This window comes from Paenibacillus oleatilyticus, assembly GCF_018998565.1.
GTDB lineage: Bacteria > Bacillota > Bacilli > Paenibacillales > NBRC-103111 > Paenibacillus_G > Paenibacillus_G oleatilyticus.
Genome location: NZ_JAHNZO010000006.1, coordinates 36605 through 59833, shown reverse-complemented (window position 1 = coordinate 59833; position 23229 = coordinate 36605). Strand labels below are relative to the sequence as shown.

General features: G+C 53.3%; 26 protein-coding genes and 1 tRNA gene. All 27 read left to right on the top strand.

Translation table 11 applies throughout. The annotated features are described in order from the left end of the window. Positions 1-105 precede the first annotated feature (105 nt). Positions 106-179, top strand: a tRNA-Pro gene (locus KQX66_RS09470). A gap of 177 nt (positions 180-356) precedes the next feature. After that, positions 357-1265, top strand: a complete 909-nt coding sequence (gene hprK / locus KQX66_RS09465; RefSeq protein WP_216792215.1) for an HPr(Ser) kinase/phosphatase — start codon at positions 357-359, stop codon at positions 1263-1265. A 198-nt stretch (positions 1266-1463) separates the two neighbouring features. Next, on the top strand, positions 1464-2390 hold the full coding sequence (locus KQX66_RS09460) for a phosphatase PAP2 family protein (protein WP_216792214.1): 927 nt from the start codon (positions 1464-1466) through the stop codon (positions 2388-2390). 88 nt (positions 2391-2478) lie between these two features. Then, positions 2479-2700 carry a trp RNA-binding attenuation protein MtrB gene (gene mtrB, locus KQX66_RS09455; RefSeq protein WP_216792213.1) on the top strand — a complete coding sequence of 74 codons (222 nt, stop codon included), beginning with the start codon at positions 2479-2481 and terminating at the stop codon, positions 2698-2700. Positions 2701-2807: 107 nt separating this feature from the next. After that, on the top strand, positions 2808-3329 hold the full coding sequence (locus KQX66_RS09450; RefSeq protein ID WP_216792212.1) for a hypothetical protein: 522 nt from the start codon (positions 2808-2810) through the stop codon (positions 3327-3329). An 88-nt stretch (positions 3330-3417) separates the two neighbouring features. Further along, complete coding sequence (locus KQX66_RS09445; protein WP_216792211.1) at positions 3418-4281, top strand: heptaprenyl diphosphate synthase component 1; 864 nt, start codon at positions 3418-3420, stop codon at positions 4279-4281. A gap of 10 nt (positions 4282-4291) precedes the next feature. Beyond that, entirely contained in the window at positions 4292-5032 is a 741-nt protein-coding gene (locus tag KQX66_RS09440) for a demethylmenaquinone methyltransferase (protein ID WP_284439796.1), read from the top strand. A 4-nt stretch (positions 5033-5036) separates the two neighbouring features. Next, on the top strand, positions 5037-5912 hold the full coding sequence (locus KQX66_RS09435) for a UbiA-like polyprenyltransferase (RefSeq protein WP_216792209.1): 876 nt from the start codon (positions 5037-5039) through the stop codon (positions 5910-5912). Further along, positions 5909-6514, top strand: coding sequence for a UbiX family flavin prenyltransferase (locus KQX66_RS09430; protein WP_010495117.1), 606 nt, complete (start codon positions 5909-5911; stop codon positions 6512-6514). The genes KQX66_RS09435 and KQX66_RS09430 overlap by 4 nt, the downstream gene beginning before the upstream one ends. Continuing rightward, positions 6507-7370, top strand: a complete 864-nt coding sequence (locus KQX66_RS09425; protein WP_216792208.1) for a menaquinone biosynthetic enzyme MqnA/MqnD family protein — start codon at positions 6507-6509, stop codon at positions 7368-7370. Before KQX66_RS09430 ends, KQX66_RS09425 begins: the two co-directional genes overlap by 8 nt. Then, positions 7367-8341, top strand: a complete 975-nt coding sequence (locus tag KQX66_RS09420; RefSeq protein ID WP_216792207.1) for a polyprenyl synthetase family protein — start codon at positions 7367-7369, stop codon at positions 8339-8341. Before KQX66_RS09425 ends, KQX66_RS09420 begins: the two co-directional genes overlap by 4 nt. 241 nt (positions 8342-8582) lie before the next feature. Beyond that, entirely contained in the window at positions 8583-9026 is a 444-nt protein-coding gene (gene ndk / locus KQX66_RS09415; protein WP_216792206.1) for a nucleoside-diphosphate kinase, read from the top strand. 18 nt (positions 9027-9044) lie between these two features. After that, positions 9045-9824, top strand: a complete 780-nt coding sequence (locus KQX66_RS09410) for a CheR family methyltransferase (protein WP_216792205.1) — start codon at positions 9045-9047, stop codon at positions 9822-9824. Positions 9825-9907: 83 nt separating this feature from the next. Next, positions 9908-10072 carry a hypothetical protein gene (locus KQX66_RS09405; RefSeq protein WP_216792204.1) on the top strand — a complete coding sequence of 55 codons (165 nt, stop codon included), beginning with the start codon at positions 9908-9910 and terminating at the stop codon, positions 10070-10072. A gap of 204 nt (positions 10073-10276) precedes the next feature. After that, positions 10277-11440 carry a chorismate synthase gene (gene aroC / locus KQX66_RS09400; RefSeq protein WP_216792203.1) on the top strand — a complete coding sequence of 388 codons (1164 nt, stop codon included), beginning with the start codon at positions 10277-10279 and terminating at the stop codon, positions 11438-11440. A 17-nt stretch (positions 11441-11457) separates the two neighbouring features. Next, positions 11458-12555 (top strand): 3-dehydroquinate synthase, encoded by a 1098-nt coding sequence (aroB, locus tag KQX66_RS09395; RefSeq protein ID WP_216792202.1) that lies wholly within the window; start codon positions 11458-11460, stop codon positions 12553-12555. Positions 12556-12558: 3 nt separating this feature from the next. Then, positions 12559-12936 (top strand): chorismate mutase, encoded by a 378-nt coding sequence (aroH, locus tag KQX66_RS09390; RefSeq protein ID WP_216792201.1) that lies wholly within the window; start codon positions 12559-12561, stop codon positions 12934-12936. A gap of 321 nt (positions 12937-13257) precedes the next feature. Continuing rightward, on the top strand, positions 13258-14799 hold the full coding sequence (trpE, locus tag KQX66_RS09385) for an anthranilate synthase component I (protein ID WP_216792200.1): 1542 nt from the start codon (positions 13258-13260) through the stop codon (positions 14797-14799). A 30-nt stretch (positions 14800-14829) separates the two neighbouring features. Further along, positions 14830-15873, top strand: a complete 1044-nt coding sequence (gene trpD, locus KQX66_RS09380) for an anthranilate phosphoribosyltransferase (RefSeq protein WP_216792199.1) — start codon at positions 14830-14832, stop codon at positions 15871-15873. Continuing rightward, entirely contained in the window at positions 15863-16672 is an 810-nt protein-coding gene (gene trpC, locus KQX66_RS09375; protein ID WP_216792198.1) for an indole-3-glycerol phosphate synthase TrpC, read from the top strand. The genes trpD and trpC overlap by 11 nt, the downstream gene beginning before the upstream one ends. 7 nt (positions 16673-16679) lie before the next feature. Beyond that, positions 16680-17372 (top strand): phosphoribosylanthranilate isomerase, encoded by a 693-nt coding sequence (locus KQX66_RS09370; protein ID WP_216792197.1) that lies wholly within the window; start codon positions 16680-16682, stop codon positions 17370-17372. Further along, the gene (gene trpB / locus KQX66_RS09365; RefSeq protein WP_216792196.1) at positions 17365-18570 is read left to right on the top strand and encodes a tryptophan synthase subunit beta; all 1206 of its coding nucleotides are present in this window, start codon (positions 17365-17367) and stop codon (positions 18568-18570) included. The genes KQX66_RS09370 and trpB overlap by 8 nt, the downstream gene beginning before the upstream one ends. Beyond that, entirely contained in the window at positions 18557-19369 is an 813-nt protein-coding gene (trpA, locus tag KQX66_RS09360) for a tryptophan synthase subunit alpha (protein ID WP_216792195.1), read from the top strand. Before trpB ends, trpA begins: the two co-directional genes overlap by 14 nt. Before the next feature lie 46 nt (positions 19370-19415). Further along, the gene (hisC, locus tag KQX66_RS09355) at positions 19416-20516 is read left to right on the top strand and encodes a histidinol-phosphate transaminase (RefSeq protein ID WP_216792194.1); all 1101 of its coding nucleotides are present in this window, start codon (positions 19416-19418) and stop codon (positions 20514-20516) included. Beyond that, complete coding sequence (locus tag KQX66_RS09350) at positions 20513-21601, top strand: prephenate dehydrogenase (RefSeq protein ID WP_216792193.1); 1089 nt, start codon at positions 20513-20515, stop codon at positions 21599-21601. The genes hisC and KQX66_RS09350 overlap by 4 nt, the downstream gene beginning before the upstream one ends. Before the next feature lie 395 nt (positions 21602-21996). Continuing rightward, entirely contained in the window at positions 21997-22590 is a 594-nt protein-coding gene (locus KQX66_RS09345; RefSeq protein ID WP_025846334.1) for an RNA polymerase sigma factor, read from the top strand. Beyond that, positions 22587-23213 (top strand): anti-sigma factor family protein, encoded by a 627-nt coding sequence (locus KQX66_RS09340; RefSeq protein WP_216792192.1) that lies wholly within the window; start codon positions 22587-22589, stop codon positions 23211-23213. The genes KQX66_RS09345 and KQX66_RS09340 overlap by 4 nt, the downstream gene beginning before the upstream one ends. The last annotated feature ends 16 nt before the right edge of the window (positions 23214-23229 follow it).

The following is a 23229-nucleotide window of genomic DNA, read 5'->3' as shown; positions in this document are numbered from 1 at the left end:
TCGAATGCGGTTCGGGCGTTTTTTCTTTTCTATGGAAAAATTCTTTACAATCGATAGGACATAAGATATAATATTCTTTGCCGGATTTTTTTGCCGGATCATTATCGGGGTATGGCGCAGTCTGGTAGCGCGCACCCTTGGGGTGGGTGAGGCCGTGGGTTCGAATCCCGCTACTCCGATAGCACGTTACGACCGAATCGCTTTCTTGGCGGATAAGCCCGCCGGAGGAAGCGGTTTTTATTTTCTCCAAATCTATTCATAGGTCGGGGAAGCCGAAGAGGGAAACGCTGTCTTGTGTAGAATTAGTTAGCAGATTCCGTTTGGCATAGTTGTAGAAGGCGAAGGGGGATGAACGGGTGAAATCTGTAACCGTAGAAGATTTGGTAAAACGATTTTCATTGGAAGTATTGGCCGGGGCTACGCAGCTCCATCGAACGATTCCCAAGACCAGAGTCCACCGTCCGGGGCTGGAATTCGTCGGGTATTTCGATTTTTTCTCGCAGTCCCACCTGCAGGTGCTCGGTAGCAAAGAAATCACTTATTTACATACGCTCACGGAAGAGGAACGCAATGACCGGATCGGAAACATTGTGAAGTATCATCCGCCGTGCTTTGTCGTAACCCGTAATCAGGAAGGGCTTAAATATTTGATGAAATATTGCGAGGAAGAGGGCATTCCCTTACTGCGGACGCCGCAGCCGACGAACAAATTCATCGAGCTGGTGGACGCTTTCTTGACGAAATCGATGGCGCAGGAGATTGCCGTGCATGGGGTTTGCGTCAACGTTTCCGGGATCGGCATTTTGCTCCGGGGCAAATCCGGGGTAGGCAAAAGCGAAACGGCGCATACGCTCATTCGGCGGGGACACCGGCTGGTGGCGGACGATATCGTGGTCCTTAAAAAGATCAGCCCGGAGACGCTTCTCGGTACGCATAACGGTAAGACAAAAGAGTTTCTCGCCCTCCGCAGCATCGGACTCATCAATGTTTCTCGCTTGTACGGCCGCAAAGCGTTTCAGGACGAGACGCGGATCGTTCTCGATATCGAGCTGACAAAGTGGCAGGATCATGCGCTCAATAACGAATTGGAGCTGGTCCCGAAGTTTTCGGATTACATGGACATCAAAATTCCGCATATCGAAATCCAGCTGCAACCCGGCCGGGACGTGGCCGGCCTGGTAGAAGCGGCAGCCAACAACTGGTATCTCCGGCAGCAGGGCTACAGCGCGGCAGAGGACTTTATGAAGCGTCTGCAAGAGGAATAAAAGAGGCTGGCGATTCAGTACGCAAGCGCAAGCGACACGGGACATTGCCCCGTGTTTTTTAATTCTGAAGCTTTTCTTAAATGTAAAAAAATTATGAAGCAAAATCCTCGTTTTTTTGTTATACTAAGTTGACCTTATTTCACGAAATGGGCATGCGACAAGCGGGTTAGGTACAGTATTTAGGGGGAGTTACCGAAAATGTCAGAGAAACTTAGACGATGGTCGAACGCAAACGATTGGACGATGTACGGCATACTGGCATCGATCTTTTTGGTATGGCGTATCGGCGTGGTCGGGAATTGGAGCTTGGAATGCTGGGTCTTGCTTTTCATATGTCTGATGGGCGTCCGCAAAGATCAGATTGACGTCGATTGGAAACGTTTTTTTGTGGTAGGCATCCCGCTTCTTGGCGCCTTCTATTACTTCTATGGCTCCGGCAGCGGAGTATGGTGGAAAATTGCCAATTGGATGTTCGAAAACAATCGTCACGTATGGAAATGGGATGACATGATGAACAGCATCCCCCTCAACGATGCGGCATGGGCCCGGGCGATCAACCATCCGGTGTTCGACCGGATCATGGCTTGGATCTACAACTATGGCTTCGTGCTTTCGCTCTGGATCTGCATTGTCCGAAGCTATTGGACCAAGAGCGTAAAAAAGATGATGTCCTACGCCTTATCCGGACATTTGATGCAGTTTCCGCTCATCCTGCCGTTTTACAACTTGATTTTGCTTCGCGAGGTATGGTGGGTCAAAGGGCAGCCTGACTTGCTCGAGCGCAAATTTGCTACGGAAAACGATATGCTGGTCAATGTCATGAACTGCTTTCCGAGCATGCATACGTCGATTTCGTTCGCTATGCTGCTGTTGGCGCTTCGGGAGAAAGACCGCATTTTCAAATACATGATGGTAACTTATTGCTCCGCGATCATTTTCTCGACGATGTATCTGCAGATTCACTGGGTGCTCGACGTTATTGCGGGCATGTTGTTTGCTTACGGTGTCGTTAAGCTTGCTGATTTGATCATCCATTTGGCTTCCAAGCTCGTACCGAGCCGTTTCAAAGGGTTCTACAACAAAAAAGATCAAGCTTACGCGACAGAGAAAACGGTAGCCGCCTAAGAGGGCGGCTTTTCTCTTGAGTTGACAGCACGAGTATTTTTCTGCATGATAAAGGTAATTGGACAGATTAGCCCCGGGGGGAATCAGGATGGACGCGAGTCAGAGTGAATATTTTGTGGTAAAAGCCAAGGAAAACGGAGTACAGGTCATCGGATTGACGAGAGGGCAGGATACCCGTTTTCATCATACGGAAAAGTTGGATAAAGGCGAAGTCATGATCGCTCAATTTACCGAACATACATCAGCTATCAAAATCCGTGGGAAAGCGGTTGTGGTCACGAAATTCGGCATGATCGATACGGAGGAATAATTTTTCGGATAGCGGCAGGCATAGCCTGCTTTTTTTCGTTGTACAATGTAACAGACAGGGCATAAGCCAAGCATTCGGACCCCGTCAAAAGGAGGGAGCGGTTCGGGATGAAATGGGCACCCCGTTTGTTCATCATTACAGCCTTATCGATTGCGGTAGCGTCGGCTTTGTCTTATTTGTCTCAGCTGGATGAGAGCCTTAGCGTGTTTCGAACCGTTAAAGCGCATCCCGTATCCGAAAACAATATTGTCGACGTCGTATCGAGGATGCAGCTTCATTTAAGAATTCGCCGGGTGGAGGTTAATCATGCCGTCGTGTCGATCGATTTGCTGGCTGTAAAAACAAGCGACAAATCCGACATGCTCAGCGATATGTACGAAGTGCCGACAGTGATGTTCGCTTCGTCTACAAATATTAATCAGGTGTTGGTCCGCGTGCTGGATGCCTCCGGGGACCGGGAAGGGAATCCCCAGCCCCTGGCAGCGGTAGACGCCAGGCGGGAGAGATGGCTTCCGAACGAAGCGGGACTCCGCACAAGGAACGCGGAAGAGCTGCAGCAGTATTTGGATACCCGCTTCCGGATGACGTATACCTCGAAATGGCAGGAGCGTTTTACTCCGAAAAGCTGATCCGGTACATGCGAAAATAATTCGATTATGCTATAATAGTTTAGATTGCGAGTGAAGAGATTTTTCTTATCGGTTCGGAGGCTTACATATGAACACTTATCGGATTCCGGAGATGGCCAAGAAGTACACGGAGCATGACATGATTCAAAAGCATACGGATCTGCCGCTCTTTCCCGAATTCCGCACCCGGCTTCTGTATGCTTTTTTAAATAAACACAGCACATTAGCCGGCTACAGCGAGCTTTATACGCTTGTGACGTCCCTTGTACAGCTTGGTTTGGATACGCATGATATGGTCAGCGTAACCAACGACGCCAAGGAGCAGAAATCTGCCCGCTCCCGGCAGCTCAAGGTGCTTGCGGGAGACTATTTCAGCAGCCGCTTTTACTACCTGCTGTCTCATTCCGGACATATTGATTTGATCGGAATACTGTCCGCAGCGATATGCGAAGCCAACCGCCTCAAAATGAACCTGTACCTCAAGATGAAGCAGCTGAAGCTTACGGCGGATGAATACATTGGGCAGTTGGTCGAAGTGAAGACACAATTGTTTCTATCCTTCGCCAATCTGCTTGAGGAGCGTTTTTACGTCGTGTGGCCCGAGGTGCTTCGCCTGTTTACCCGCTGCGAGGTGCTGCTTCAGGAAATTGGCCGGTCCGAGTCATCTCAGCCGTATCGGGATAGCTGGGGCTTTTGGCATGTTCTGCAGCAGGCGACCCGGGAAGAAAAGAAGCTGCTGCAAAGCGAAGAGCCGGACCCGGCAAAATGGCGCCCGTTGTGGCTGAAGTATAAGGTAACACCGCAGTTGCACCAGATGCTCGACGCCTGCATGAAGGAGCTTCAAGACAAGCTGCAGTCGCTTGAACCGGAGAAATTAGGCAAAGAGCTGCAGTCGATCGGTGAACCGTTCCGCCGGTATTTATCGGCCCCGCGGGCGACTCAAGAAGTTTGAGGTGACACTTATGGAAATGAAATCGACTAAAGAACAGTTCGTTCACTCCGTCTTTGAAAGCATTGCGCCGAAGTACGACTTGATGAACGACATTTTGAGCTTCCGCCGGCATAAAGCCTGGAGAAACTTTACGATGAAGAAAATGGACGTGAAGCCGGGAGCAACGGCGATCGACCTGTGCTGCGGCACCGGTGATTGGACGATCAGCCTCGCTAAAGCGAGCGGCAGCGGCAATATCGTAGGTCTCGATTTTAGCCAGAACATGCTGGATGTAGGCGAGGAAAAAGTCAAGCGGCTCGGAATGGACAAGCAGATCAAGCTCGTGCAAGGAAATGCCATGGCACTTCCGTTTGACGATAATTCGTTCGATTATGCGACGATCGGTTTTGCGCTCCGCAATGTACCTGATTTGGTCAAAGTCATCGAAGAAATGCAGCGGGTTGTCAAACCCGGGGGAATGGTCGTCTCGCTGGAGCTGTCCAAGCCGACCTGGAAGCCGTTTAAGGCGATTTACTTTTTTTATTTTCAAAAGGTTCTGCCGCTGCTCGGCAAACTGATCGTCAAACGGTACGAGCAGTACAAATGGCTGCCGGAATCGCTTAAGAACTTCCCGGACCATAAGGAGCTCGCCGACATTTTCCGAAAGACCGGTTTGACCCGCGTCGAGGCTTACCCACTAACCGGCGGGATCGCGGCGCTTCACATCGGCATTAAGCCGCAAGCGGCAAATGGATCTAAGGGAGATGTCTGACAACATGCTATGGAGAAAGACCAAAATCTTTTTGGAAATGATCAAAATCGAGCATACGCTCTTCGCGCTTCCATTTGCTTTCATGGGAGCGCTCCTCGGCTCGGTAGTAAGCTTTAACCATCTTCCGTCGTGGGGGCAGATCGGCTGGATCCTGCTGGCGATGATCGGGGCGCGGAGCGCAGCCATGGGATTGAATCGGGTCATCGACAAAGTGTTCGATGCCAAAAATCCGCGGACGGCGATGCGAGCCATACCGGCAGGCTTGATTTCTTCAAAAGAAGCTATCATTTTTATTATTATTTCGTTCGTATGCTTGTTCTGGGCGGCCTATCACTTAAGCCCTCTGGCGATGAAGCTGCTGCCGGTTGCCGTATTTTTCTTGGTGTTCTATTCTTACACGAAACGCTTCACGTGGACATGCCATTTGATTCTGGGGATGACGGTCGCGCTCGCGCCGCTGGGCGGCTGGATCGCCGTGACAGGGGAGTTTTCGCTGGCAGCGCTTGTGTTTTACGTGGCCATCGTCTTTTGGCTGGCCGGCTTTGATACCATCTATGCGACGCAGGACGTTGAATTTGACAGAAAAGAAGGGCTGCATTCGATACCGGCCCGATTCGGCATTCCTAAGGCGCTGCTCATCGCTCGCTGGTTTCATATCGTCACTGCGGCAGGTTTGATCAGCCTGTTTTTTTTAACGGATTTGAGCTGGGTTTACTTGTTCGGGGTGCTAGTCTCCTATGCTCTGCTGATGTATGAGCATCTGATTGTAAAGCCAACGGACCTCACCAAATTGAATACGGCCTTCTTTACGATGAACAGTGCGCTTAGCATCTCGCTGTTTGTATTCACCTTGATCGATTTGGTGGTGTTTACCGGGTGAAAAGACCGTGGGTAGTCGGCATTACCGGGGCGAGCGGCGCAGCGTACGGCGTGCGGCTTTGCCGCTTTTTGCTGTCGGCGGGGGAAGACGTTCATCTGATCGTAACGGATGCAGGCTGGCGCGTCCTAAAGGAAGAGCTCGGCTGGGACGCCTCGAAGCGGCAGGAAAGCGTTCGTCTGCACTTCGAGTCGGATAACTGGCCGGGGAAGCTCGAATACGTGCCTGTGCAGGATATCGGCGCGAAGACGGCCAGTGGCTCGTTCCGGACGCAGGGCATGGTGGTCGTACCGTGCTCGATGGGCACCTTGTCCGGCATCGCAAACGGAGCCTCGGATAATCTGCTTGAGCGAACCGCGGACGTGATGCTGAAAGAAGGGCGCAAGCTGATTGTTGTGCCGCGGGAGACGCCGCTGCATGCGATTCATCTCGAGAACATGCTGAAGCTGGCAAGGCTTGGCGTGCGTATCCTGCCGGCGATGCCGGCGTTTTATCAAGGTCCGCAGACATTAGACGATATGATCGATTTTGTAGTCGGGAAAATATTGGACTGCATGGAGATCGAACATCAACTGTATAAAAGATGGGGTATGCCAAATGATTAACAACCAGGCGTCCGTGCGCATCGGCCGTATCGACTTCACCAATGTGTGGCCGCTCTTCTATTACTTTCCTTTCTCTTCCTTCGGCAGCGATCTGGAGGTAACGCAACAGGTACCGTCGGGGTTGAACCGCGCCATGGCCGAAGGACGAATCGATATCGGAGCCATTTCGTCATTTGCGTACGGAGAAAATTTTGACGAGTATTTAGTATTTCCTGACATGTCGGTCAGCGCTTTCGGACAGGTCAATTCCATTCTTCTGTTTCACCGAAAACCGCTGGAGGAGCTGGGGGACGCGAAGATTGCGCTCCCGACGACTTCCGCCACCTCCATCAATTTGCTAAAAATTATTTTAACCAAGTTTTACGGGCTTCAGCCCGAGTATGAGTACGCGGCTCCGGAGCTTGAACCGATGATGAAGAGTGCAGATGCCGCGCTGTTGATTGGCGATCATGCGATTCGGGCAAGCTGGGAAAAGAACGGATATCTCGTTACCGATCTCGCGACGGAATGGACACGTTTAACCGGCCAGTGGATCACGTTTGCCGTCTGCACCATCCGAAAGCAAACCGTGGAACGGTACCCGGAGCTTGTCAGCCGTATCTATGAGGCTTTTCTCGAGAGCAAGAGCAAGTCGCTTGCCGATCCGGCGGCGTTGGTTCGGGACGCGCAAAAGTTGATTGGCGGGACGGAAGCCTATTGGCAGCGTTATTTCTCCGAACTGTGCTACGAATTCGGTCCGAAGCAATGGGCCGGGCTCTCGTTATATTATCAGTATGCCGCAGAGCTCGGTTTTCTGAAGCGGAACGTTCCTCTGCAAATATGGAAAGACAATTCTGTAGTACGGGTGACGGAATGAAACTGTTGGATTTATATGCTAAATTAAAAAAAGATATCAATTTGATTGAAAAAGAGCTGGAGCGAAGCATCGATGTCGATCATCCGGTGCTTCGCGAAGCTTCCCTGCACTTGCTGAAAGCAGGCGGTAAGCGGATTCGTCCGGTATTCGTACTGCTTGGCGCCAAGTTCGGGCAGTACGATCTGGGGCGGGTCAAGTACGTAGCCGTGCCTTTGGAGCTGATTCATATGGCTTCCCTTGTGCATGACGACGTCATCGACGATGCGAACACGCGGCGCGGTCAATTGACGGTCCGCTCCAAATGGGACAACCGGGTTGCCATGTACGCCGGGGATTATATTTTCGCCAAAGCGCTTAGCATTGTCACCCAACTGCCGGACCCGTCCATCCACCGGATCATGTCCAATGCGTTGGTCGAGATGTCGATCGGAGAAATGGAGCAAATCCGCTTCTTCTTCCACACGGGGCAGACCGTCCGTGACTACATGTTGCGCATTAAGCGCAAGACGGCGCTGCTGCTTGCGATCAGTTGCCAATTGGGAGCGATTGCGGCTGGCGCTCCGGAGCAGACGGCCAAACGGTTGTACGATTTCGGCTATTATACCGGCATGGCGTTCCAAATCCGGGACGATTTACTGGATCTGTGCGGAACGGAGAAAGAGATCGGCAAGCCGCCGGGCAGCGACATCAAGCAGGGAAATATTACGATTCCCGTCATCTTTGCGCTTCAGAATCCGCAGCTTCGTCCGGCTCTCCTGGAGGAAATCTCGCGTATTGAGGCCTGTGACGGGCAAACCGACATCACCGCGTTTTTGAATATGATCCGGCGCAGCGAGGGAATCTCCCGCGCCGAAGCGATGGCGTCGGCATACATAGATAAAGCGATTCGTTCCCTGGAGGGCTTGCCCAATATCCAGGCGAAAAAAGATTTGGTCAGTATTGCTCATTTTGTGGGGAACCGTTCTTATTAGGAGCTTGGTTTGACACCGTGAAGAACTGCATTCATCTGTAAGTTAGTCGGGTAAACATTGTCACTCCACCGCTCTTGAAATTCAAGTTGTCATCAATTTACCTTGCGGTAACAACTTGATTTCAAAGGCGGCCGTAAACTTTCCGTGACAATCTTTACCCTATGCGGATGATGAATGCCTAAAACTAACTCCAAAACCAATCTCCTAATAAACTTTATTATAGTGGTAGGAGGAGAAAAATATGGAAAAAACGTTTTTGATGGTTAAGCCTGACGGGGTGCAGAGAGGGCTTATTGGGGAGATCGTGAGCCGCTTTGAACAAAAGGGGCTGCAATTGGTTGCGGCCAAGCTGGTGCAGGTCAGCCGTGAGCAAGCGGAAAGGCATTATGCGGAGCATGTGGGCAAGCCGTTTTTCGATAACTTGATCAATTTTATTACTTCTGGGCCCGTATTTGCAATGGTTTGGCAGGGGGATCAAGTGATTGCGCTGTCCCGGACGATGATCGGCAAGACGAACTCTTTGGAAGCGCTGCCCGGTACGATCCGCGGCGACTATGCGGTCCATACGAATTTGAACTTGATTCACGGGTCCGATTCTCCGGAAAGCGCCGAACGGGAAATTGCAAACTTTTTCCGTCCAGAAGAAGTGCTCGATTACAGCAAAGCGATACAAACTTGGATCTGATAAGGCGGGGATGGCGGCATGGAGGATAAAGATTTCCTGTTATTCATCAAGAAAGTCAAGGACTACACGTCCATCGACTTGTCCCAGTATAAGGAAGCGCAGATGAAACGCCGTCTGACTACGCTGCGGATGAAAAAGGGGTATACGACGTTCGCTTCGTTTTTCGAGGCGATGACGAAGGACAAAGAGCTGTTTTACGAGTTTCTCGATCGGATGACGATCAACGTCTCCGAGTTTTGGCGCAATCCGAACCGCTGGGAAGTGCTGGAACAAAAGTTTTTGCCGGACATGCTCCGCAAATCGCGCAAGGTCAAGTGCTGGAGCGCCGCATGTTCCACAGGGGAAGAGCCTTATACGCTGGCGATGATCTTGGCGGAGCTGAACGCGCAGGACAGCGTGGTGCTGGCGACCGATATCGACGATGGGGCTTTGGAAAAAGCGAAGAAGGCGGTTTATTCGGACCGTTCGGTGCGGGACGTGCCGGCCAAATATTTGCAGAAATATTACCGTCAGGAAAATTTGACTTATCATATTGCGGATTCGCTTAAAAAATCGATCCGCTTTCAAAAGCAAAACCTGCTGGTCGATACGTTCGATACGGGATTCGATTTAATCGTGTGCCGCAATGTGATGATCTATTTTACAGAAGAAGCCAAGCACTTATTGTATCATAAATTTGCCAATGCGTTGAAGCCGGGCGGCATCTTGTTCGTCGGCAGCACCGAGCAGATTTTCAGCCCGGCCCAGTACGGACTGGAATCTGCCGAAACGTTTTTTTACCGAAAAACGGAAGCGTAATGAATAAACGTTTCCATACGATCCCATACTATGAATAAAATGTAGAAGATCCTTTTTGCCCGAAAAGTAGCAGGAGGAATCGCATGGATAAACGTAAAGTCATCAACGCTTACCGTCGGGGCTTCATCTCGGTACAGGAATGCGCCCAAATTCTCGGGATCGATTCGCTGCAAATTATGGGGTTGGTTCATGATCCGCAGACTCCGGAACGCCCTCAAGTGTTAAAAAAACAACCGGCCGGAGGCTGACATACCTTCGTCCGACACGGAAAGAAGCGCAGTCATCGGCTACATGCCTTTGGCCGGCGCTTCTTTTTGTTCTTGCATATTCTTGTCAAAGCCGCAGGCCTATACTATAATTAGCACATGACTCAGCACATAAAAGCGCTAAAGCGTTTTGTAAGAAAGAAAGCTTACGCTTTTCATGGGATAGGATGAAAGGAGAAAAATCAGGTGAGATATTTAACCGCAGGGGAAACGCACGGACCACAATTAACAACTATTATTGAGGGATTTCCAAGCAACGTAACGATCGATTTCGAAGCGGTGAACGAACAGCTCGCCAGACGGCAGAAGGGCTATGGGCGGGGACGCCGCATGCAGATTGAGAAGGATACCGTCAACATTGTCGGTGGCGTGCGCCACGGCAAAACGACCGGCGCCCCGATTGCGCTTGTGGTGGAGAACAACGATTGGAAGCATTGGACTTCCATCATGAACATCGAACCGATTGAAGGCAACGACGAGTCGAAGCGCCGGGTGAACCGCCCACGTCCGGGTCATGCCGATTTGAACGGCGGTTTGAAATACAATCAGCGCGATTTGCGTAACATTCTCGAGCGCTCCAGCGCGCGGGAAACGACGATGCGCGTAGCTGTCGGCGGCATGGCCCGCGAGCTGCTGAAGGAATTCGGCATCAAAGTCGCCGGTCAGGTGATTCGCATCGGGGAAGTGGAAGTGCAGCGGCAGGACCTGCCGATCGACGAGCTGATCCGCATCACCGAGGAATCCCCGGTGCGGGTGACGGATAAAGACGCGGAAGCGAAAATGATTGCAGCCATTGATGCGGCCAAGGACGACGGCGACACGCTTGGCGGCATCGTGGAGTGCATCATCGAAGGTGTGCCTACGGGTCTCGGCAGCCATGTGCAATGGGACCGGAAGCTGGACGGACGCATTGCGCAGGCGGTGCTGTCGATTCAAGCGTTCAAGGGCGTAGAATTCGGGATCGGGTTCGAAGCGGCCAAACGCAGAGGCTCGTCCGTCCACGACGAAATCATGCACGACGAGGAGCGCGGCTTTTATCGTGCGACGAACCGTGCAGGCGGATTCGAAGGCGGAATGACGACCGGCGAGCCGATCGTCGTACGCGGCGTCATGAAGCCGATCTCGACCCTCTATAAAGCGCTGCAAAGCGTAGATATCGATACGAAGGAATCGTTCACGGCACAGGTGGAGCGCTCCGATACGTGCGCGGTACCGGCGGCCGGCGTCATCATGGAGAACGTCATTGCTTGGGAAGTGGCGAGAGCGTTTATGGAAAAATTCGGCGGCGACTCGCTGGAGGAAATCCGCAGAAATTACGACAGCTACTTGGAGCAAATCAAATCTTATTAAGCGGGAGAACCGGATTTATGGTCAGAGAGCTAACGGTAGACCTTGGTACGAGGTCCTACCCGATTTATATCGGGGAGGGCCTGCTCGCGGATATCGCCGCGTACTTCGAGAAGCACGGGATTAGCAAAGCGTCGCCGCTGCTTGTTGTAACCGACGATCATGTGGCGAAGCATCATCTGAGGCCGGTTATGGACCGGTTGGCGGAAGGCGGCTATACGGCGGTGTCCTATACCGTTGCGGCAGGCGAGAAGTCCAAATCGCTCGCGGTGCTGGAAGACATCGTCGGCGCCTGCTTGCAGGCAGGACTGGACCGCAAATCGACGGTCGTCGCGCTTGGCGGAGGCGTTGTCGGGGATTTGGCCGGGTTTGTGGCGGCCAGTTACATGCGCGGCATCCGGTTTGTGCAGATCCCGACGACGATCCTGGCTCACGATAGCAGCGTGGGCGGCAAGGTCGCCGTCAACCATCCGCTGGCGAAGAATATTATCGGCGCATTCCATCAGCCGGAGATGGTATTGTATGACACGTCTACGCTGCTGACTCTGCCGGATCGGGACGTACGCGCGGGATTGTCGGAAATGATCAAGCACGGGCTGATCTGGGATGCGGAATTTACCGCGTGGTGCGAAGCGAATGCGGAGAAGCTCATCGGGCTTGACCCGGAAGCGCTCCAGTACGGTCTGTACAAAGGCTGCGCCGTCAAAGCGGCGGTCGTGTCGCAGGACGAGCGGGAGAACGATCTTCGCGCCATCCTGAACCTTGGGCATACGATCGGTCACGCGCTGGAAGCAGTGGCCGGCTACAACGAGCTGCAGCATGGCGAAGCGATCTCCATCGGCATGGTCGGCGCGGCGATGCTGTCGGTGCGTATGGGCAATCCGGAAGAGATCCTTACGGTAACCGAACGCATTTTCAAGAAGTTCGGCCTTCCTACGCGCATTCCGGCGCACTTCGATACCGAGGCGATCATGCGTGCGATGATGCACGACAAAAAATTCAGCGAAGGCCGCATGGTTTATATCATTCCGACGGCCATCGGCAAAGTCGAAATTAACAAGAACGTATCCGCGGAATGGGTCAGAGAGATCGTGGATCGGTTAAAACGGGAGGACTGACGGATGTTCGTAAGAGGAATCCGCGGAGCAACGACCGTGGAGCGCAACGAAGAGAATGATATTTTAACGGCAACAACAGAACTGCTCAATCAAATTATCGCGGAAAACGGGATCATTCCGGAGGAAATTGCCAGCGTATTCGTTACGGTGACACCGGATTTGACGGCGACGTTCCCTGCGCGGGCCATTCGCCAGATGCAGGGTTGGGACCTGGTCCCGCTGATGTGCTCGCTGGAAATCCCGGTAGAAGGCGGATTGCCCCGCTGTATTCGTTTAATGGTGATGGTCAATACGGACAAACAGCAAAATGAAATCATCCATGTTTATCAAAGAGAAGCGATGCGGCTTCGTCCCGATTTGTCCAAATTGACAAAAGCATAATTGAGGTAGTATAGTTGATTACAACGAGTTAAGCAGATAAGAGTGAGTAAGCAGTAACAGAGCAGAGTAGAGAGTTAGCCTAGTTCAGTTTGAGATGAGAAGAGAGAAGACTACCCGTTCGTGGAAAGAACCGTCAGGATGCGTACGGCGCACTACCGGCAGGTTTATTTTAACCTACCCTAGGGCTGTTCGACGTACTTTGGGCATACTTTCCGTGTGAACGAATCCTTCATCCGCTGAATACCGCCTCTACGATGCGTAGAGGCTTTTTTACGTTTGCAGAGCCTAGTTATTTTTGAGTTGAGAAGAGGAGAGATGACGATGCACACACCGGAAGCAAAAGAAGTCGTTCGGCTTGCCAGCCAATATAACCTGATCCCCGTCGTCCGCCATCTGATGGCCGATACGGAGACGCCGATCCGCGTATTTCAGCATTTTTACGAAGAAAAGCGTGCCTTCTTGCTGGAAAGTGTGGAGGGCGGGATCAAATGGGCGCGATATTCGTTTATCGGAACCGACCCGTTTATGTTTATTCAGGCCAAAAACGGTGTGACTCGCATCGAAGGTCCGGAAGGAACGACGACCTCGAAGGAAAAGCCGGTGGATGTGCTTAAAGCGCATTTAAGCGCGTATACGAGCCCTTCGCTGCCGGACTTGCCGCGTTTTACGGGCGGAGCCGTCGGATTTTTCGGTTATGATCTGCTGCAGTATTACGAGAAGCTGCCGGCGCATCGGCAGGACGATCTGCAGATGAACGATTTAGACTTTATGTTTTGCGATCAAGTGATCGTGTTCGATCATTTTAAGCAGCAGTTGAAAGTTATCGCCAACGTGCATGTGCCTCCCCACGGTACGGAAGCGGACATCGTCGCCGCTTACGAAAAAACATGCGCCAAAATCGATGCGACCATCGAACGCCTGAAACGCCCGCTGCCAGCGCTCAAGATGAATCACCAGTCCATCCCCGATGACGTTGATCTGGGGGAAGTCCGCTCGAACGTGACGAAGGAGCAGTTTCTGGCGAACGTCGATCAAGCGAAGGAATATATCCGGGCGGGCGATATTTTTCAAGTGGTTCTGTCCCAACGCTTCGAGATCGAAACGGATATTTCGCCGCTGCATGTGTACCGCATCCTAAGAACGATGAATCCGTCGCCGTACATGTACTGCCTTAAAATGGATGAGGAGGTCATCGTCGGCACTTCCCCTGAGCTGCTCGTCCGCGTCGAAGACGAGAAGGTGGAAACACGGCCGATCGCCGGAACCCGTCCCCGCGGGCGGACGACCGAAGAAGACCTCGCGCTCGAACAGGAGCTGCTGGCGGACGAGAAAGAGCGCGCCGAGCATTTGATGCTCGTCGATCTCGGCCGCAACGACCTCGGGCGCGTCTCTGAATTCGGCACCGTCCAATGCGACACATTCATGCAGATCGAACGGTACTCTCATGTCATGCATATCGTGTCCAACGTTTCCGGCAAGCTGGCGAAGGACAAAGATTTCTTCGACGCTTTCATTTCGTGCCTGCCTGCCGGTACCGTCTCGGGCGCTCCGAAGCTCAGAGCGATGGAAATCATCGCCGAGCTGGAGAACGAAGCGCGCGGTCCTTATGCCGGAGCCATCGGTTATTTCGGCTTCTCGGGCAACCTCGATACATGTATTACGATCCGCACTATCGTATTCAAAAATGGCAAAGCTTATGTCCAAGCAGGCGCCGGAATCGTCTGGGATTCCGTTCCGGAGAACGAGTATCAGGAGACGATCAACAAAGCCAAGGGCATGCTGAAATCGATCCGCATGGCGGAAGCCGTTTTTGCAACGAAAACGCCGGAGTATGCATTGATCAATCACGATTATTATCAGTAATAACATCGGGATAATGGGGAGGCACGGACAATGGAGCAAACGACTTTGACGGTTCAACAGGCGATTGGGAAAATTATTGGGCTGCAGCATTTGACGCGGTCCGAGGCGCGCGATGTGATGTCTGACATTATGGAAGGCGGGGCGACGCCTTCGCAGATCGGCGCTTTGCTTACAGGTCTTCGCATAAAAGGGGAAACGATCGAGGAAATCGCCGGATTTGCCGAGACGATGCGGATGAAAGCAAGCCGGGTCAGCACCAGACAGACAAATCTGCTTGATACGTGCGGTACCGGCGGCGATGGCGCAGATACGTTCAACATTTCGACGACGGCGGCCATCGTGGCGGCGGCGGGCGGAATCCGCGTGGCGAAGCACGGGAACCGGGCCATGTCCAGCAAAAGCGGCAGCGCCGACGTGCTCGAAGCGCTTGGCGTCAATATTCAATTGAATCAGCAGCAGGCGGCGCGCTGCCTGGAGCAGGTCGGAATCTGCTTCATGTTTGCGCAGCTGTATCATCAATCGATGCGGCACGTTGCCGCCCCGCGAAGGGAGCTCGGCGTCCGCACCGTGTTTAACCTGCTGGGTCCGCTCACGAACCCGGCCGGAGCCGATCGCCAGGTGCTCGGCATCTTCGACCGCGGCAAAACGGAAACGATCGCCCATGTGATGCAGGCGCTCGGCGTAAAGCGTGCGCTCGTGGTCGCCAGTCTCGACGGGCTGGACGAAATCAGCATCTCTGCGGGCACGCAGGTGACCGAGCTGAAGGACGGGAACATTCGTACTTTTGAAATCACGCCGGATGAGTTAGGGCTTCGCACTTACAGCATCAAGGATGTCATCGGAGGAGACGCCCACGTGAACGCGGGCATTATTAGCCGGATTTTCGCCGGTGAGACCGGCGCTTGCCGCGACATCGTGCTGGCCAATGCCGGAGCGTGCTTCTACGTTACCGGAATGGCCGGAACGCTGCGGGAAGGCGTCAAGCTTGCCGCATCGGTTATCGATTCGGGCCGGGCCCAGGCGAAGCTGGAGCAATTAGTCCAATGTACGGGAGAAGAGAGCTATGTTTCTTGATCGCATTGTTGCCACCAAACGGCAGGAAGTAGCGTCGCTTAAAGAGCGGATTACAATCGCCGAGATGGAAAAAACGATCGCCGGACTGGCGCCGTGCCTCGGGTTCGAGCGCGCGCTCAGCGCAGGACGGAAGCGTCCGATGGGACTGATCGCGGAGGTGAAGAAGGCTTCGCCTTCCAAGGGCTTGATCCGGGAAGATTTCGAGCCTGTCCGGTTGGCGAAGGCTTACGAGGAGGCCGGGGCGGATTGCCTTTCGGTGCTGACCGACGCTCCGTATTTTCAAGGCTCCAACGATTATTTGAGCCGGGTGAGGCAGGCCGTCGGCGTGCCGCTTCTGCGCAAAGATTTTACGATCGATCCGCATCAAATCTATGAGGCGCGCTGCATTGGAGCCGACGCCATTCTGCTGATCGCCGCGATCCTGACGACCGAGCAGATGCGCCAATTCCAGTCGATTGCCCATAGTATCGGTCTCGATGTGCTGATTGAAGTGCACGATCAGGAGGAACTGGCCCGCGTGCTGGAGCTGAACCCGACCATGGTCGGCATCAACAACCGCAATCTTCAAACGTTCGTGACCGATCTTCACACGACGGAGCAGCTTGTGGACGCCATCCCGAAAGGGACGACTGTCGTCAGCGAAAGCGGCATCTCGAAGCCGGAGGAGATCGAATGGCTCCGTTCGGTCGGAGCTCATGCGGTGCTTGTAGGCGAACATTTTATGCGGCAGCCGGACGTTTCCGAAGCCGTGCATGTCTTGATGGGTTCTTACTCCGAAGCGGGTGCCGATAAGGAGTGAGCGGCGGATGACAACACGGGTGAGCGTGAAAATATGCGGTCTGCGGACCGCTGACATGGCGGAACAGGTCTCCGCGCTTCCGGTAGATTATGTCGGCTTCGTCTTTGCGCCGAGTAAGCGGCAGGTAACGCCGCAGCAGGCCGGCGTGATGATCCGCAGCATGAAATCGGCTGCCGGGGCGAAGGCGCCTGCAGCCGTCGGCGTCTTCGTTAATCCGACGATGGAAGAACTGGAGGCGGTACTGCGGGAGGCGGCGCTGGACGTCGTGCAGCTTCACGGAGAAGAGAGCGCCGAGTTTTGTCGCGCTGTGAAGCATGCTTTTCCAGGGACGCGCGTATTTAAGGTATTTACCGTAAAGGCCGGTGAAACGAAGGCGGGGAATGAGGCCCAAGGCACAAGCAGGCTGGAGCCGTACCGCCATGTTGTAGACGGCATGCTGCTGGATACGCACGATCCGGTTTACGGCGGGGGTTCGGGCAAAACGTTTGCTTGGGATACGATTCCGCCTTATCTCGCCTGGTGCCGGGAGGCCGGCATTCCGCTGCTTGTGGCCGGAGGGCTGCAGCCGGATAATGTGCGGGACCTGCTCGATGCGTATATGCCCGATGGCGTAGATGTGTCCAGCGGTGTTGAAACCGAAGGCGTCAAAGATATCGAGAAAATTAAAAAATTCGTCGAGAGGGTGCAGACCATTGTATAACGGACCGGATATTCACGGCCGATTCGGCAAGTTCGGCGGGCGTTATGTGCCGGAAACGCTGATGAACGCTTTGATCGAGCTGGAAGAATCGTTTAAAAAATACGCTAAAGACACTCGGTTTCAGGAGGAGCTGAACTACTGGCTGCACCGTTATTCGGGACGTCCGACTTCCTTGTATTACGCAGGAAGACTGACCGAGCATTTGGGCGGCGCCAAAATTTATTTGAAGCGCGAAGATTTAAACCATACGGGCGCCCACAAAATCAACAACGCGCTCGGTCAAGGGCTGCTCGCGAAGTGGATGGGCAAAACGAAAATTATCGCCGAAACCGGTGCCGGCCAGCATGGCGTTGCGACTGCGACGGTTGCCGCGCTGCTCGGCTTTGAGTGCAAAGTGTTCATGGGCGAAGAAGATATGAAGCGTCAGCAGCTTAACGTGTTCCGGATGAACCTGCTCGGCACGGAAGTGGTTCCGGTGCTTTCCGGCACCCGGACGCTGAAGGACGCCTGCAACGAGACACTCCGTTATTGGGTAAGCCACGTGGACGATACGTTCTACATCCTCGGTTCGGCTACGGGACCGCATCCGTACCCGATGATGGTACGGGATTTTCAACGCATTATCGGCGACGAATCCCGCAAGCAAATTCTTGAGCTGGAAGGGCGGCTGCCGAATGCGGTTATTGCGGCCGTAGGCGGGGGCAGCAATGCGATCGGGATGTTCTATCCGTTCGTGCAGGACGAGAACGTGCGTTTGATCGGTGTAGAGGCCGCCGGACGAGGCGTCGATACGGATAAGCATGCCGCGACGATGACGAAAGGCAGCCAAGGGGTGTTCCAGGGCTCTTACAGCTACTTGCTGCAGGACGAATTCGGCCAAGTGCAGGAAGCGCACTCGATATCCGCAGGTCTTGACTATCCGGGCGTTGGGCCGGAGCATGCTCATTTGAAAGATACCGGCCGGGCGGAATACGTCCCGATTACGGATAAAGAAGCGCTGGACGCGCTGCAACTGCTAAGCCGCAAGGAAGGGATCATCCCGGCGCTCGAAAGCGCGCACGCCATCGCCGAGACGATCAAGCGGGCGCCTGCGATGAGCAAAGACGATATCATTGTTGTCAGCCTCTCCGGACGCGGCGACAAGGACGTGGAAGCGATTATGAGTTATTTGGGAGGAACTGCCGATGAATCGCATTGACCGGAAATTTGCCGAGCTGCGTGAACAAAAACAGCCGGCTTTCATCCCGTTTTTGACGATCGGAGACCCGGACGTGCGGACCTCGGTCGACATCATAAAAGAGCTTGAGAAAGCCGGAGCGGCGATGATCGAGCTGGGCGTTCCGTATTCAGACCCGCTGGCGGACGGCCCGGTCATTCAACGCTCGTCCATGCGCGCGCTCAAAGCGAACCGCATCTCGATTCTCGATTGCATCGGAGCGGCCCGTGAGGCGCGCAGCGAAGGCTGCGAAATCCCGTTTATTTTATTTACTTATTATAATCCTGTGCTGCAGACGGGGCTTGACCGTATATTCAAGCTTCTGCAAGAAAATGGAATTGACGGACTTATTATTCCCGATCTCCCGATGGAGGAGGATGAAGAGGTACGAGTGCTGGCGCAGCAGCACGGCCTTCATCTCATCCCGCTTGTCGCCCCGACGTCCAAAGAACGCGTGCAGCGAATCGCTTCGCGTGCCAGCGGCTTCGTTTACTGCGTATCGTCGCTCGGCGTTACGGGGACGCGGACCGAGTTCCACAGCGGCATCGACGAATTTTTGACCACTGTTAAATCGTCGACCGATCTGCCGATCGCCATCGGCTTCGGCATCTCTACGCCGGAGCAGTTTGCGCGGTTCGCGGGGACGTGCGACGGGATCGTGGTGGGCAGCGCTTTGGTGCGCACGGTGGAAGAAACGCTGCCGCTCCTCACGAATGAGTCGACAAAATCGCAAGGGCTCTTGCAAATTCATGAATTTGTGCGAAAATTAATGGGGAACTGATTCCGGTATTGGAGCTACTAATTCATGTGACGAGGTGACCTTTGTCGTGCAGCCTAAACAAAATATCGTACATCTCCCGGTCTACCAGCCGGGAAAACCGATCGACGAAGTCAAGCGCGAGCTTGGTCTGACGGAAGTGATCAAGCTTGCTTCCAATGAAAATCCTTTCGGGTGCTCGCCCAAAGCGAAAGAAGCGATTGCCGCTATGCTCGACCAAGTCAGCATCTATCCGGACGGCGGCGCCGTTGAGCTGACGAATGCCGTTGCCGGCAAACTGGGGGTACAGCCGAATCAAATTATTTTTGGACTCGGGTCGGATGAAGTGATCTTGATGATCGCCCGCGCCTTCCTGACCCCGGAAGACGAGACCATTACCGCCTATCCGACGTTTCCGCAGTATAAGCACAACGCCGAGGTCGAAGGGGCCAAGGTGATCGAGGTGCCCGTGGATGCGAACGGAAAGCATGATCTGCAAGCGATGCTGGGCAAAGTAAATTCCCGGACGAAGATTGTCTGGATCTGCAACCCGAACAACCCGACAGGGACGATGCTGAACGAAGCGGAAATTACGGCGTTCCTGGAGGCCGTGCCAAAGAACGTTATGGTCGTGCTGGACGAAGCTTACGCGGAATACAACGTGAGCGGGCAATATCCCGACAGCGTCAAGCTGCTGGAGAAACACAATAATGTTGTCGTGCTGCGCACGTTTTCCAAAATCTACGGCTTGGCGTCTTTGCGCATCGGTTACGGCGTAGGCCATCCCGATGTCGTTCGCTCGATCAATCAGGTGCGAGAGCCGTTCAATACGACGAGCTTCGCCCAAAAAGCGGCGCTGGCAGCGGTAAACGACGATGCGTTTATCGAGTCCTGCCGCGAGGCAAACGCCCAAGGTATCCGGAAGCTGACAGCGAAATTCGCCGAGCTGGGACTGCCGTACTTCGATGCGCACGGCAACTTCATTATGGTTGACGTGAAGCGGGACGGAGGCGCGGTGTTCCAAGGGCTGCTGCGCAAAGGAATTATCGTCCGTCACGATCCGAGCTGGGGCTATCCGACCATGATCCGGGTAACGGTAGGCAGCGAAGAGCAGAACAACAAATTCCTTGGAGCGCTGGAGCAAGTTCTGAGCGAAGTGGCCGTCTCATGACAAAGGTTGCCATATTCGGAGTCGGATTAATCGGCGGCTCGTTGGCCCTGTGCTTCAAGGGGAAGCCGGGACTGACGGTCGTCGGCCATTCCAATAATCCGAAATCCGTAGAGAAATATTTGAAGCGCGAAGTCGTGGATCATGCAACCACTTCGATTGAGGAAGCAGCGGCGGAAGCGGATTTTATATTTTTGTGCGTTCCGGTTGGTAACCTTGATGAGTATTTGCACAAATTGTCCGTGCTCCCGTTGAAACCGGGCTGCGTCATCACCGATGTTGGAAGCACGAAAGCAAGCGTAACTGCTTGCGCTTCGCGCCTTCAACTGTCGGGTGTTCATTTTATCGGAGGGCATCCGATGGCTGGCAAGGAAAAGTCGGGCGTTGAGGCAGCAAGCTCCCGATTGTTCGAGAACGCCTTCTACGTGCTGACGCCGGATGCCGGAACGCCGAAGGGAGCTTATGACCGGCTTGCGGAGCTGCTTCAGCATACTCGGGCGCATCTGGTGAAGGTAGACCCGGTCCTGCATGACGAGATTGTCGGCGCAATCAGCCATCTGCCGCATATTATTGCCGTGGCGCTCGTGAACCAAATCGCTCGTTATAACGAATCGAACGAGCTGTATCAGAATTTGGCGGCGGGCGGCTTCCGCGACATTACGCGCATCGCTTCCAGCGACCCGGTCATCTGGCGGGACATTCTGATCAACAACCGAGAGGTGGTCCTGAAGCTGCTTCGGGATTGGAATGACGAAATTGCCGGGTTTATCGGTCGGTTGGAGGCGGAGGACGGTCCTGGCATCGAACGAGAGTTTCAGAAGGCCAACGAGTTCCGCAGCGGGTTGCCGGAGCGGCGCAAGGGCGTCATTCATTCGTTCTACGATATTTATGTGGACGTGCCTGACCATCCGGGGATCATCGCGCAGATTACGACGCTGCTCGGCAGTCACCGGATTAACCTCAGCAACATTCAGATCATCGAAAGCCGGGAAGATGTCCCCGGGGTTTTGCGCTTGTCGTTCCGGGAGGAAGGACAAATGGACAAAGCGCTGGAATTGCTTAAAAAAGACTACGCGGTTCACGTGTAGTCTTTTTTTTAAAAAAAATCGAAACCGTTTTCAAAAAAACCATTGACATTTTGTAAACGTATACATATAATAAAAGTACAGTATGGTTTCTCTCCACTCCTATCCGAATAATGGCACACTGTGCAACCGCCTGAATTTCAGGCGGTCTTTTTTTTGCCGGTGTGCATATACAGAAAATGGGTCGATAAAGAAGTAAAAGTGCACACCTGTTTTTGGAAAAAGTTATGAATCTTGTCGGAAAAGCAGGATTTTTGGCTAGTTACCTCGAATCTTATATGATCGTCCCCAATTCTAAAAAAAATTTTAAAATCGACCGCAACTTTTTTACTCCCCAATAGTACAACAAAGTAGCATCGCTGGGAGTAAGCAGGAATCACAAGGAGGGTCGCACTCGCATGACCGATTCCCAGTTGATCAGAGAAATCAAGGACGGCAACGTCCAACTATACGACGAATTAATGCGCCGCTACGAACGTAAAATATTGGCATTCATCTTTCATATGCTGAAAAGCGCACAAATGGAATCGCTGGCGGAGGACTTGTGCAACGAGACCTTTTACAAGGCTTATCGCAGCCTGCATTCGTTCCGCGAGGTAGAGGCGACCTTCTCCACTTGGCTCTACACCATTGCGCGCAATACGGTTCTTAGCGAGCTGCGTAAACATAAGAACACCCAGGTTTCATTGGAGCAAAGCGGATACACGCCTCAAACCGCAGTGGAAACATTACCGGAACAAACGGTGCTTCGCAACGAAAAGGTGACTATGGTTCGCGATGCGATCAACAATTTGCCTGAGAAGCAGCGTTCCGCGCTTATATTGCGAGAGTATGACCAGCTTGACTATCAAGAGATAGCGAATATCCTCGGACAAACGGTGAGTTCGGTCAAGTCTTTGTTGTTCAGAGCAAGGGCCAGTGTAAAGCTTCAACTGGAGCCATACTTTCTTGAACCGATCTTTGAGGAGTATGAGGAGATGAATCGACGATGAAATGCGATGACGTTTATGATTTTTTCGGCATATACTGGGACCTGCCGGAAGACGATCCGAACCGGCTGGCGGTGGATGAGCATATCCAGAATTGCCCGGCATGCGCTGAAGAATTTCAAATATGGCAAGAGAGCACGGAATTAATCCGCACGGCCGGGGGGGAAACGACGTTCGACAGCGGCGAGGTTTCCGTATCCACCAGCGTAATGAAGCGAATCTATGCGGATGAGTCGTGGCGCACTCCCGTGGGCGACCGTCTGTATCAGTTCTCTTTTAAGCTGCGGCGGAACCTGACTGCGGTGATCGCTTGCTTTATCGCTTTGTTTATGGTCACCTTTTACTTTTCGTTTATGAACGACGGTCGGTACGAAGCCGGCTCGGCGCACGAATCCGCGGTTTTCGGGCGGATGAACGATCCCGTCGTTGCCGTAGCCGGGCAATCGGATTCGATGAACGTGCATGCGATGCCTACAGCCGTAGCAAGCCTTCGTGGGTTTAGCGATCCGTTCATGTACCAGGTCGGACCGATTCGTACGGTCAACGATTATATGCTTTTCGTTTCGTTATTCGGATTGACCGGCACGCTCCTGATCATGAATTGGTTTTCGCGCACGCGTCAGTAACGAGAAGCCCCGTTTC